This window comes from Gardnerella vaginalis (assembly GCF_040427915.1).
Classification (GTDB): Bacteria; Actinomycetota; Actinomycetes; order Actinomycetales; family Bifidobacteriaceae; genus Bifidobacterium; species Bifidobacterium vaginale_C.
Map to the genome: position 1 here is coordinate 297,421 of NZ_JBETXJ010000002.1, position 13,045 is coordinate 310,465.

General features: G+C 46.3%; 6 protein-coding genes and 2 rRNA genes. 1 reads left to right on the forward strand and 7 read right to left on the reverse strand.

All coding sequences use genetic code 11. The features are described from left to right. Positions 1-106: 106 nt before the first annotated feature. The 5 genes from ABVC65_RS01255 to ABVC65_RS01275 form a co-directional block, all read right to left on the reverse strand. Positions 107-3,167, reverse strand: a 23S ribosomal RNA gene (locus tag ABVC65_RS01255). Positions 3,168-3,542: 375 nt separating this feature from the next. Beyond that, positions 3,543-5,070: ribosomal RNA gene (locus ABVC65_RS01260) — 16S ribosomal RNA — on the reverse strand. The 16S and 23S rRNA genes sit together here, the layout of an rRNA operon. 570 nt (positions 5,071-5,640) lie before the next feature. Beyond that, complete coding sequence (gnd, locus tag ABVC65_RS01265) at positions 5,641-6,516, reverse strand: phosphogluconate dehydrogenase (NAD(+)-dependent, decarboxylating) (protein WP_004138455.1); 876 nt, start codon at positions 6,514-6,516, stop codon at positions 5,641-5,643. Between the two features lie 86 nt (positions 6,517-6,602). Then, positions 6,603-7,943 (reverse strand): GntP family permease, encoded by a 1,341-nt coding sequence (locus ABVC65_RS01270; RefSeq protein WP_353582404.1) that lies wholly within the window; start codon positions 7,941-7,943, stop codon positions 6,603-6,605. 165 nt (positions 7,944-8,108) lie between these two features. Next, a complete protein-coding gene (locus ABVC65_RS01275) occupies positions 8,109-8,651 on the reverse strand; it encodes a gluconokinase (RefSeq protein ID WP_353582405.1) in 543 nt (180 codons plus the stop codon). A 161-nt stretch (positions 8,652-8,812) separates the two neighbouring features. Between ABVC65_RS01275 and ABVC65_RS01280 the strand changes: the two genes are divergently transcribed. Then, positions 8,813-9,553: a FadR/GntR family transcriptional regulator gene (locus ABVC65_RS01280; RefSeq protein ID WP_353582406.1), complete on the forward strand. Its 741-nt coding sequence runs from the start codon at positions 8,813-8,815 to the stop codon at positions 9,551-9,553. Positions 9,554-9,599: 46 nt separating this feature from the next. On the opposite strand, the gene ABVC65_RS01285 is transcribed toward ABVC65_RS01280, so the two are convergent. Both ABVC65_RS01285 and ABVC65_RS01290 read right to left on the reverse strand, forming a co-directional pair. After that, the gene (locus ABVC65_RS01285) at positions 9,600-10,433 is read right to left on the reverse strand and encodes an HD domain-containing protein (RefSeq protein WP_353582407.1); all 834 of its coding nucleotides are present in this window, start codon (positions 10,431-10,433) and stop codon (positions 9,600-9,602) included. A gap of 83 nt (positions 10,434-10,516) precedes the next feature. Next, complete coding sequence (locus tag ABVC65_RS01290) at positions 10,517-13,027, reverse strand: KUP/HAK/KT family potassium transporter (protein ID WP_353582408.1); 2,511 nt, start codon at positions 13,025-13,027, stop codon at positions 10,517-10,519. Positions 13,028-13,045: the final 18 nt, after the last annotated feature.

Sequence of the window (13,045 nt, forward strand, 5' to 3'; positions counted from 1 at the left end):
TGAACGCGAGCAACAGAAAAACAATCATCAAAATCAACAACTCAACCATAATCATGATCATTTAACACTCCATACTATTAAGAGAATTAAACGATAAACAATACAAGTAGTATCACAATCGCCCATTAGTACTGGTCAGCTCCACCCCTTACAGGGCTTCCACATCCAGCCTATCAACCACGTGTTCTACATGGGGGCTCACACACAAAGTGCAAGGAATGCTAATCTTGGAGCAGGCTTCCCGCTTAGATGCTTTCAGCGGTTATCCCTTCCAAACGTAGCTAACCGGCAGCGCCACTGGCGTGACGACCGGCATACCAGAGGTTCGTCCACCCAGGTCCTCTCGTACTATGGGCAGGTCTCCTCAACATTCCAACGAGCGCAGAGGATAGAGACCAAACTGTCTCACGACGTTCTGAACCCAGCTCGCGTGCCGCTTTAATCGGCGAACAGCCGAACCCTTGGGACCTGCTCCAGCCCCAGGATGCGACGAGCCGACATCGAGGTGCCAAACCATCCCGTCGATATGGACTCTTGGGAATGATCAGCCTGTTATCCCCGGGGTACCTTTTATCCGTTGAGCGATGCCACGTCCGTACGCCGGCACCGGATCACTATCTCCGACTTTCGTCCCTGCTCGACCCGTCAGTCTCACAGTCAAGCCCGCTTGTGCGATTACACTCAACACCCGATTGCCAACCGGGCTGAGCGGACCATTGAGCGCCTCCGTTACTCTTTAGGAGGCAACCGCCCCAGTTAAACTACCCGCCAGGCACTGTCCCTAACACGGATAACGTGTCGAGGTTAGACGCCAGATATGGAAAGAGCGGTATTTCACTGATCGACTCCACGCAAGCTAGCGCCCACGCTTCACAGCCTCCCGCCTATGCTACACGATCCACACCTAACGACAATACCAAGGTATAGTAAAGGTCCCGGGGTCTTTTCGTCCTTCTGCGCTTAACGAGCATCTTTACTCGTACTGCAATTTCGCCGGGCTCCTGGCCGAGACAGTGGGGAAGTCGTTACGCCATTCGTGCAGGTCGGAACTTACCCGACAAGGAATTTCGCTACCTTAGGATGGTTATAGTTACCACCGCCGTTTACCGGGGCTTAAATTCACCGCTTCACCGAAGCTAACGGATCCTCTTAACCTTCCGGCACCGGGCAGGCGTCAGAGCGTATACAGCGGCTTACGCCTTCGCACGCTCCTGTGTTTTTGGTAAACAGTCGCTACCCCCTAGCTTGTGCCACCCCCAACAGCTCCGCCTGTAAAAAACATCACCATCAGGGGTCTCCCTTATGCCGAAGGCACGGGAGTAATTTGCCGAGTTCCTTGGCCAGGATTCGCCCGATCGCTTCGGTATACTCTACCAGACCACCAGTGTCGGTTTAGGGTACGAGCGGAATCACACCTCACGTTGAAGCTTTTCTCGGCAAGCAGGATCACCGGAATCAGCCTTACAGCCTACCCATCACGCCTCAGCTTAAACATCCCCCGGATTTACCTAGAGGACAGCCCACACGCTTAGCCACGGAAAACCACCTCCGCAGCCGGCTACCTACCCGCGTCACTCCCACGCTAACCTACTACCGATACAGTCCCAAAACCAAACCAGTCAAAAACCCCGAAAGGCAATCAACCAGAATAATCAAGGTTAGTACTCTCAGATTCAGTTCGAACGGTGTAACACCGGTACGGGAATATCAACCCGTTCATCCATTCGACTACGCCTGTCGGCCTCGCCTTAGGACTCGACTCACCCGGGGACGACGAACGTGGCCCCGGAACCCTTAGTCATTCAGCGGACAGGATTCACACCTGTCTCTCGCTACTCATGTCTGCATTCTCACTCCCGTAAAGTCCACGACAAGTTCACACTGCCGCTTCACCCCATACAGGACGCTCTCCTACCCCACATGAAACAAATCATGCAGCCGCGTCTTCGGTGGCGTGCTTAAGCCCCGCTACATTGTCGGCGCGGAACCACTAGACCAGTGAGCTGTTACGCACTCTTTCAAGGATGGCTGCTTCTGAGCCAACCTCCTGGCTGTCTATGCGACTCCACATCCTTTCCCACTTAGCACGCGCTTCGGGACCTTAGACGACGATCAGGGCTGTTTCCCTTTTGACGACGGAGCTTATCCCCCGCCGACTCACTGCCATGATAAACCTAACAGGTATTCGGAGTTTGGCTGCTATTAGTACCCGGTATGGGCCCGCAAGCATCCAGTAGCTCTACCCCCTGCAAGCAATAACATGACGCTGCACCTAAATGCATTTCGGAGAGAACCAGCTATCACGGAATTTGATTGGCCTTTCACCCCTAACCCCAAGTCATCCCCCCAGTTTTCAACCTAGGTGGGTTCGGTCCTCCACACGGTCTTACCCGCGCTTCAACCTGCTCAGGGCTAGATCATCCCGCTTCGGGTCCAGGACATGCGACTAAAACGCCTTTTAAAACTCGCTTTCGCTACGGCTCCCCCACCCGGGTTAGCCTCGCCACATACCACTGACTCGCAGACTCATTTTTCGATAGGCACGCCGTCACCCCACAAAGAAGGCTCCGACGGATTGTAAGCGCACGGTTTCAGGAACTATTTCACTCCCCTCCCGGGGTGCTTTTCACCTTTCCCTCACGGTACTAGTACACTATCGGTCAGACAGGAATACTTAGGCTTACCCAACGGTCTGGGCAGATTCACGCGGGATTCCACGAGGCCCGCGCTACTTGGGAATAAACATAAAGAGACATCGCGCAACCTGCTACGGGGCCATCACCCTCTACGGCTGGGAATTCAATCCCATTCACATAACACGACATTTTATCACTCTCCTCAACCCCGTCAGAGGCTGAACAGTCAATCCCACGACCCCGAATACGCAACACCTGACGATTATCACACGTACTCGGTTTAGCCTGATCCGCTTTCGCTCGCCACTACTCACGGAGTATCCTTTCCTGCAGGTACTGAGATGTTTCACTTCCCTGCGTACCCCCCACAAAAACTGTGGTGACCACCCATAACAGTGGCCGGGTCTCCCCATTCGGAAATCCTCGGATCAAAGCCCACTCGGCAGCTCCCCGAGGCATATCGCAGCCCGTCACGTCCTTCATCGGTCCTGTCTACCAAGGCATCCACCATACGCCCTTACCAGTGATACACCAGTAAAAAGCCTATCGCTTAACTCTCTAGACAATAAATCATCACACTAAACGATCACAAAACGATCAAGCGACTCCACCAAAATGGAGCCGGTTGAAATTGATAAAAGTAAAAACAAGCAAAACCAAAAAAAGTCTCACTATTCTTACTCGCGTCCACTATCCAGTTCTCAAACCACCAAACACCAAGAACACAAGCCAAAAACCAAAAAGCCTCAACCTGCAATCCAAGGGCTAGGACCGCAACCCCAAAAAAAGGGGGGTGGCAATCCGGGAACCCAAAAGCATGCCCAACAAACTCATCTAAAAAACGTCAACTATTGTTTTCCACACCAGTAACCACACTCAATCCGAGCGTGCACAAAAACTCCGTAGAAAGGAGGTGATCCAGCCGCACCTTCCGGTACGGCTACCTTGTTACGACTTAGTCCCAATCACGAGCCTCACCTTAGACGGCTCCATCCCAAAAGGGTTAGGCCACCGGCTTCGGGTGCTGCCCACTTTCATGACTTGACGGGCGGTGTGTACAAGGCCCGGGAACGCATTCACCGCGACGTTGCTGATTCGCGATTACTAGCGACTCCGCCTTCACGTAGTCGAGTTGCAGACTACGATCCGAACTGAGACCAGTTTTAAGGGATTAGCACCATGTCACCATGAAGCAACCCGTTGTACTGGCCATTGTAGCATGCGTGAAGCCCTGGACGTAAGGGGCATGATGATCTGACGTCATCCCCACCTTCCTCCGAGTTAACCCCGGCGGTCCCCCGTGAGTTCCCGGCATAACCCGCTGGCAACACAGGGCGAGGGTTGCGCTCGTTGCGGGACTTAACCCAACATCTCACGACACGAGCTGACGACGACCATGCACCACCTGTGAACCTGCCCCGAAAGGAAACCACATCTCTGCAGTCGTCAGGCACATGTCAAGCCCAGGTAAGGTTCTTCGCGTTGCATCGAATTAATCCGCATGCTCCGCCGCTTGTGCGGGCCCCCGTCAATTTCTTTGAGTTTTAGCCTTGCGGCCGTACTCCCCAGGCGGGACGCTTAACGCGTTAGCTCCGACACAGAACCCGTGGAATGGGCCCCACATCCAGCGTCCACCGTTTACGGCGTGGACTACCAGGGTATCTAATCCTGTTCGCTCCCCACGCTTTCGCTTCTCAGCGTCAGTAACAGCCCAGAGACCTGCCTTCGCCATTGGTGTTCTTCCCGATATCTACACATTCCACCGTTACACCGGGAATTCCAGTCTCCCCTACTGCACTCTAGCCCGCCCGTACCCGGCGCAAACCCACCGTTAAGCGATGGGCTTTCACACCAGACGCGACGAACCGCCTACAAGCTCTTTACGCCCAATAATTCCGGATAACGCTTGCGCCCTACGTATTACCGCGGCTGCTGGCACGTAGTTAGCCGGCGCTTATTCGAAAGGTACACTCACCCAAAAGGCTTGCTCCCAATCAAAAGCGGTTTACAACCCGAAGGCCTTCATCCCGCACGCGGCGTCGCTGCGTCAGGGTTCCCCCCATTGCGCAATATTCCCCACTGCTGCCTCCCGTAGGAGTCTGGGCCGTATCTCAGTCCCAATGTGGCCGTCCGCCCTCTCAGGCCGGCTACCCGTCGAAGCCTAGGTGGGCCATTACCCCGCCTACAAGCTGATAGGACGCGACCCCATCCCATGCCACTAAACACTTTCCCAACAAGACATGCGTCAAGTTGGAGCATCCAGCATTACCACCCGTTTCCAAGAGCTATTCTGGAGCATGGGGCAGGTTGGTCACGCATTACTCACCCGTTCGCCACTCTCACCAACCAGCAAGCTGGTCAGATCCCGTTCGACTTGCATGTGTTAAGCACGCCGCCAGCGTTCATCCTGAGCCAGAATCGAACCCTCCACGAAAAACTTCAATGAAGAGCCAACAAAAGGCTCCAATATAAAAGAAAAAGACGAGACATTCTTTAAGGAAAGAACATCCCAACAAAAAACCTCACCATCATTTAACCATCTCTCAGGCACCCCACAATCCGTGAGGCTGACAATGAACTGGCAATAATTAACTAATAAGTAGTACAGACACGCTCTTGAGTTCTCAAACCACCACCACACCAGCCGGCCCATCAACCTCAACCGAGGAGAACCAGCCGCGCTGAGCAGCAAGAGATAAACTTACACCAAACCCCACCAAAACGCAAACCAACACCAAACAAACACCACAAAACCATTGAAAACAAGCCAAAACATCGGCGTGTCGAAAACACGCAAAAAACCACAACAAACCACAACAACCACCAACACAAAACCAAAAACAACCCAAAAAACAAACAAAAAACCATAAAAAACACAAAACCCGGGAGTGTCGCAAACAAAAATAGATGGGCAATTAACACATAACTGCCCATCTATACAATCTTTATCTATTTTTTACCTATTTTACCTATTTTTACCTTAGATATTTTCTACTTACTTTGACTATTTTTTAGTGACATGACCACCAAACTGCGCACGCAACGATGAAACTACTCGCAAAGTGTCATCTCCACCTCCGCGAGATACTTGGCGAGCCCACAATGAGCATGCGGTAACTGGGGTTGGAACACCAAGTTCAAGTGCAGCTTCAACCATCCACTTTGCTTCACCAGATTCATTAGCAACAGGAGGCATAGATTCTAATGTAGGATCGTCTTTTGCAGCGCGCGCGAATAAGTCAAGAAGCCAAGACTGAACAACAGAACCTTGGCGCCATGAAGACATAACCTTAGCTGGATCATCTATTAATTCTGAACGCATCATTGTTGCAAAGCCTTCACCAAAAGCCTGCATCATGCCGTATTCAATTCCATTGTGAACCATCTTGGCAAAATGACCACCGCCAACAGCACCAGCGTGAACGAGTCCGTCAGGGCCTTCAGGCTTCAAGGTCTCGAAAATTGGTAGCATTCTCTGATAATCTTCATCGGAGCCGCCAGCCATCAATGCGTAACCACGAGTAGATCCCCAAACTCCGCCTGAAACTCCAACATCCATAAAATGGATTCCCTTTGCTTTTAATTCAGCAGAATGACGCTGATCATCAACATACCTAGTATTGCCTCCATCAATTACTAGGTCATTATCTTCGAGAAGATTGCTTAATTTTTCGATAGTTGTGTCTGTAGGAGAACCAGCTGGAACCATAACCCATACAATACGCGGACTAGAAAGTCTTTGTACCAATTTTTCTAAAGAGTCAACATCTCGATTTGATTCGGCACTAACATCGTATCCAACAACTTCATGACCTCCTTCGCGCAAGCGCTTAACCATGTTTCCACCCATGCGCCCTAAACCTATAACACCTAATTGCATAATAAATGCCTTCTTTCAAATTTTTTGATAACTTTTGATAACTTTTAATAACTTTTGCAAAACTTATTCAGATAATCTTTTTAATTTCATATGAACACAGGAACAACAGCAGAAACTAGCATAATAATTGCAAGTCCAACAACAGACAATACTGTTTCCATTAATGACCATGTTTTAAACGTTTGTCCTACGCTCATACCGAAATATTCTTTAACCAACCAGAATCCAGCATCATTTACATGAGATAAGAAGATTGATCCAGCACCAATAGCTAGTACGAGTAACGCTAATTGTACTTGATTTAGATTTGCAGCCAAAGGTGCAACAATTCCAGATGCAGTTACGGTTGCAACGGTTGCAGATCCAGTCGCCAGCCTAATTAGTACAGCAACAATCCATCCAGCAAGAAGAGGATTAAGATTTGCCTGAACAATGCCCGTAGCAATAACTTTACCAATTCCAGAATCTACAAGAGTTTGCTTAAATCCGCCCCCAGCAGCAACGATCAACAAGATACTTGCAATTGAGGAGAACGAAAGGCCTACCAGAGAATTTAATGTATCCCTACTCCACTTTGCGCGAATAGCAAATAATATCATCGCAAAAATAGTAGTGATTGTAAGAGCTTCAAGTGGTGTTCCAATCCATGCGATTACACTACCAAATGTAGATTTTGATTGCCCCGTAATATCAACAACACTGGCTGCAAGCATAAGAATTACTGGAAGTAAAATTACGCTAGACGCTTCCGCGAATGTAGGACGATTTTGTGGCTTATCTTCCTTCTTATTGTCTTCTTCTTGCTTAGCTTGAATAGGAACCATTTTTACCATCCAATGAACCATTAGAGGTCCTGCGATTGCTACAGTTGGTATGGCGATAATCAAACCAAAAGCCAAAGTCAATCCAAGGTTTGCATGCAAAGCATCAATAGCAACAAGTGGTCCAGGATGTGGCGGTACAAAAGCATGCAAAGCCGATAAGCCTGCGAGCGCTGGTATGCCGAGAGCAATTACTGGCATTTTTGTACGACGAGCAACAAGAAGAATAATCGGTATAAGTATCACTACACCAACTTCAAAGAACAGTGGAATTCCAACAATAAATGCGCTCAGAGCCATGGCCCATGGAAGCTTATGTTCTGGAGCTTTCTTAAGTATGGTGTCACAAATCACGTCTGCTCCACCAGAACGCGTAAGAAGAATTCCAATAATTCCGCCTAAAGCAATGAGTAATCCAACTCCTGATGCTGTGGAGCCAACTCCATTAGTAAAGCTTGTAAGACTTTTATCATATGGAACTCCTGCAATGATTGCAGTTGCAACCGAACCAATCATTAACGATAGGAACGGATGCACTTTTACCACTGCAATAAGTACGACAATAAGCGCTATACCTAATATTGCCGCAAGAATTAATCCACTCATAAATCCTCCATGATTTTGTGAATTGTTTTAATTATCGTGATGCTTTGTTTATAGTTCCTTGTGATCTTTTGTTTACGATCAATGCGCTAACAACTTTGTTATTTGCGTTAGTAATTTTTGAATATATCCTTTTGCATGCTTTACAATTGCGCCATTTTACAATTGCTATTGTTTTGCATTTACGATTGTTTTTTGAAGTTGCGATTGTTCATATGATTTCACTGCTTCTATAGCTCTATGAACCATATCTTCAACAGAACCTTCAATAGAGATAACGGTACCGTTTTCTTCTTTATCTAGAGGCTCCAAAATTGCGAACTGACTTGGCAATAAAGATGGCGGCATAAAGTGTCCTTTACGATCTTTTAGCCTCTGCGCTATTAACTCATGGCTTCCGTTTAAATGCAAGAAGTACACGTTTAAATTTTTAGAAAGAACTTCGCGATATGACCGTTTTAATGCAGAGCTTGAAACAACTGTGTTTTCTCCAAGACTTTCACGCGCAACCATCCATTTGTTAATAAGATCCAGCCAAGGCCAACGATCTTCATCTGTTAGCGCAATTCCTGCGGACATTTTATCTATATTAGCTTTTGGATGAAAATCATCGCCTTCTGCCAAAGTGTAATCAAGCTGATCGCGAATTGCCTCAGAAACAGTAGACTTGCCACAACCAGCAACGCCCATCACTACAATGTGAATCGCCATAATAGCTCCTTTGTTATTGACAACACTATAAGAATACCACACAAAGACTCTTTGTCAAAGAATTAAGAGTCTTTAATGTGTTATTTTTTGAGCATAACTATATTTTCATTTTCTATTTGCTAGGATGAAACCATAAATATACATAAAACTGCGAGGCAAATATGGTGTCTAATACCACACAAAGTCAAATTTCCAGTGACTTAGTGACCGAAAACGCTCCTTTACATCTATCTATAGCGGATGCTCTCGCAGACGAAATAGTAAATAACAAATGGGAGCCAAAAACTAATCGAAAACTAGAAGATATTCAAAAACAATATGGAATATCTAGAACAGTAGCTCGAGAAGCAACAAGACTATTAGCATCTTTGGGGTGTGTACAATTTCAACGCGGAACAGGCGTAATAGCTTGTAGCCCAGAAAATTGGGACGATTTAAATACACGCGTAATCACATGGAAATTACATTCACCATACAGAGAAAACGAACTACGAGCATTAACAGAACTTCGTCTCGTTGTAGAACCCGCTGCAGCAGCTGGATGCGCATTACGCGGAAATGTAGAAATACGCTATAAAGTGGGCGTAATTGGTCACGATATGGTAAAAGCAGTGGAAGAAAATAGACTGACAGATTTTCATGAATTAGACATACAGTTCCATACTCTTTTGCTTGCAAATAGCGGTAACCCGATTTTCGCAAAACTTAGTTCAATAGTTGAAAGCGTATTACGAGGCAGAGTTGAACTTAATCTTTATCCACCAAAACCAAACAAAGAAGCGATATTAAACCATAAAAAGGTAACACAAGCAATTATGGAAGGTGACGCAGCTGCAGCAAGCGCTGCTATGCACGATATTGTAGCCGAAGTAAACACTGCACTTGGATTAGCGGCTTTATAGCCATAAAAGCAAAATCTAAGATTAAGCAAAGCTTAATCAACTTTGCTTAATCAACTTTAAGCCCAAAGAAATCTGCAAGCTTGCAAACGCTCACTCTGCCATACTTATTAACCAAGCCCATCCATCGCTTCGCATTTTCTTCGCCAAATCGCGCAGCCTTACGCCTGTAGGTGTCAACTGTTAAAAATCGCGGCGGAATCGACTTACTGTTGTATTTATCTGCAACCATCACAATTTCTTGTTCAATAGTTTGCGGAATATAGTCGCCAGCTGGAAGCGGTAAATTCTGCGCAACAACTTGCTCGCGAGTCAGCCCTACACCAGTATGGTTACGCGCAAATTGCGCAGTATCTTCGCTAAAACCATTATCAATCAAATAGTTGTAGCCGCGCAAACCGTGCAAAATGTAATGGGGACCGTCAAACTCCAACTTACCGTTCTCTTCGCGCGAACCGTCTTTATCTAAAACAAAATAAGTTCCGATATCGTGCAGCAATCCTCCAGCAAATGCAGCATATTCGTCTACATAATCACTTGGAGCCACACCTCCATCGATCTGAGGAAGAGATAGCGGATCTAAATTTATTAATTTTTCAAGACACGACTTTGCTAAATCACATCTACTTTTTAAGTCTTTATTGATTTTAGATATTTGACAGAGCATAATCCGCTCAACGGATGCTGGCGACTTATCCGCAAAATCCTCAATACTACCAAGTTGCTCAAAAGCCAACAACTGATTTTGGTGTCTTGCGATCATCCAAGAAATCGTAGCAATAACAACACAATGGCAGTGAATCAAATTGTAAGCAGCTTCACTTGGCGCAGTAGCGCGATGCAACTTTTCGATCCTATTAAAATCAGGCAAATCTGCAAGCATAATTACACCGCGCTCCTTAAAACAAAGCAACACAAACAAAGCAACACAAACAAATCACTTGTTGCTTAGTTGCTTAAATCACTTCACTTTTTAACTGCTTTAATCTGACCAGTATCTATTCTAGCGATTTTGCCAGTGTTAGATATTTTAGATTCCTTAGTCTCCTTATTTGCAGACTTTTCAGACTTTTCAGTCTTCTCAGACTTGCCTCCGCTAGAAACATTTGCATTGGCAATATCTCTAGCGTTCATAATAGTGGTTTGTTCAACGTCTGCAGAAACATCTGCTGCAGCATCAGAACCTTGCAAAGACTGAACAGCCCTAGATGCAGATACCTCTTCTCTCTTTAAACGAGGAGGTCTACGAGTGGAAACAAACAACGGCTGAACTTCTACAACAGGATTATACGGAGCTAATCCAAACCACTTAACAGGCGTTCCAGCAATATGACGAATAGCATACTTCATTTTTAGCGACAATGCACCGCGCAAAGAAATATTTGACTCAGGCATCAAAGCCTTATGCAAAAGCACGTAACGAATTGGACCAATATCTGGGTCCGCATCAACCTTAGGATACACAGATTGTTGCTGAGGAAGCTCACCAGTATGCGACAAATCGTGCATAATCTGATGCAAATACGCAGGTATCGAAGGAGAAACCTTAAACCCAAGTTTGATCTTAACGCGGAACAAATAATCCGTGCCAAAATTCTCCACGCAATATTCGCGTGTAAACGGAGCATCATCCGTTTCCACTGACACAGCCCACCACGCGCGAGCACGCTTAGGATGATCAGCAAAAATAGAGAAGAAGATTCCAGTATCCAAACGCTTCATTTCCTTATCGGAAGTCAAATAAACAATGTTATCCGCAAAATAAGGAATACGGAAATCGCGATGAAGCTTATCTAGCACAGGCAGAAAATCCTTAGGCTTCATGTGCAAGCGTTGCGAACGCTCAATCTTAGTGCCATCCTTCCAAGTGAGCATAACGATAAGAATCGTAGCCCCAAGAATCATGGTGAACCAACCACCATGCATGAATTTTGCCATAGATGCTATAAAGAACAAAATCTCGATAATCAAGAACACAGTGGCAAAAATTAAAGCAGCAATCTTCTTCTTTTGATACCACATGTGAACAGTAAGAAGTGTTGTTGTAGCGATCATGGTAAGCGTAAGAGCAAGACCATACGCTCCCGAAATATGCTCTGAATCTTTAAACACGGCTAAAACCGTAAGAGTTGCAAGACAAAGCACAAAATTAACAACTGGAATATAAAGCTGACCACGAGTACGCGCAGGGTAACGCACCTGAAGATGAGGCATCCAATTAAGGCTTGTAGCTTCTGAAACCATAGTGAATGCACCAGTAATCAAAGCCTGTGACGCAATAATGCCCGCTGTTACAGAAAGCACAACAGCTACATAACGTAAATTCGGGCTTAGCATCTGGAAGAACGGATTTAAGCCTTCTATAGACCATAATGCTTTATTGTTTTGATGTTGTAGCATCCAGCTGCCTTGACCAAAGTAGTTTAGAACAAGAGCAACTTTAATAAACGGCCACGTAACGTAAACGTTTCCACGCCCAACATGACCCATATCAGAATACAAGGCTTCCGCACCTGTTGTGGAAAGGAATATGATGCCCATTAACGCCATTCCTTGCACATTGTGCGAGCTAAACAAAAACTTCAAGCCGTAAATTGGGTTTAATGCTTCAAAAATTGCCCAATCTTCACCAATGTTCATAATTCCAACAAGCGCTAGGAATCCGAACCATATCATAACTACTATGCCGAAAACTTTGCCTATTCTTTCAGTTCCTCGCTGTTGAACCGAAAACAGAATCACAATAATAACCACGGTGATCATTAAAGATAGATTGTCGTTTTCTAAGAAAATAGGCCTAAACGCAGATATAGTTCGCAGACCTTCTACTGCAGAAGATATTGAAACTGCTGGAGTTAAAACAGAATCAGCAAGGAACGCAGCACCGCCAATCATTGCTGGAATCGCAAGCCACGCGCCTTTTCGTCTAATAAGCGAGTAGAGTGCAAAAATTCCACCTTCGCCTTTGTTGTCTGTGCGCATAGCTACAAACACGTATTTTACGGTTGTGATCAGCGTGATTGACCAAAACACTAGGGATAACATTCCGTAAACGGCTTCGCGACTAATGTTTTGCAATCCGCCTTGACCAGCTAAGAATGTTTGAGCAGTGTACAAAGGAGAAGTTCCAATATCTCCATAAACAACGCCCAATGCCACTATCGACATACCTAAAGTAAATTTATCTGAGCTGGTTTGGATCTTCGCCCACCATCTGCCAAGTGGACCTCTAACCGCACTATCCGCAAGCTTTTCAGCCTCTTTAACTTCTTTAGCCTGCTGATACGCCAACGCCTCTCGTTCTTCGCGAGTGGTGGTTTTCTGAGAAACTTTTGGCGCTTTTGTAAAAGAAGCGGCTTTTAGAATCGCCTCTTTAGGGTTCGTTACTCCCTTAGCAGCCTTCTCAGACTCCTTCGCCCCGTTGCGAAGATCCTTAGCGTCATCGTTAGATAGCGCTGAAACGCGTGACTTAGTCATGCTTGATTTTTCCTCCAA

Excerpts from the sequence above, each read along its gene's own strand:
- ABVC65_RS01280 (WP_353582406.1), top strand. The coding sequence starts at position 8,813 with ATGGTGTCTAATACCACACAAAGTCAAATTTCCAGTGACTTAGTGACC.
- ABVC65_RS01285 (WP_353582407.1), bottom strand. The coding sequence starts at position 10,433 with ATGCTTGCAGATTTGCCTGATTTTAATAGGATCGAAAAGTTGCATCGC.
- ABVC65_RS01275 (WP_353582405.1), bottom strand. The coding sequence starts at position 8,651 with ATGGCGATTCACATTGTAGTGATGGGCGTTGCTGGTTGTGGCAAGTCT.
- ABVC65_RS01270 (WP_353582404.1), bottom strand. The coding sequence starts at position 7,943 with ATGAGTGGATTAATTCTTGCGGCAATATTAGGTATAGCGCTTATTGTC.
- ABVC65_RS01290 (WP_353582408.1), bottom strand. The coding sequence starts at position 13,027 with ATGACTAAGTCACGCGTTTCAGCGCTATCTAACGATGACGCTAAGGAT.
- gnd (WP_004138455.1), bottom strand. The coding sequence starts at position 6,516 with ATGCAATTAGGTGTTATAGGTTTAGGGCGCATGGGTGGAAACATGGTT.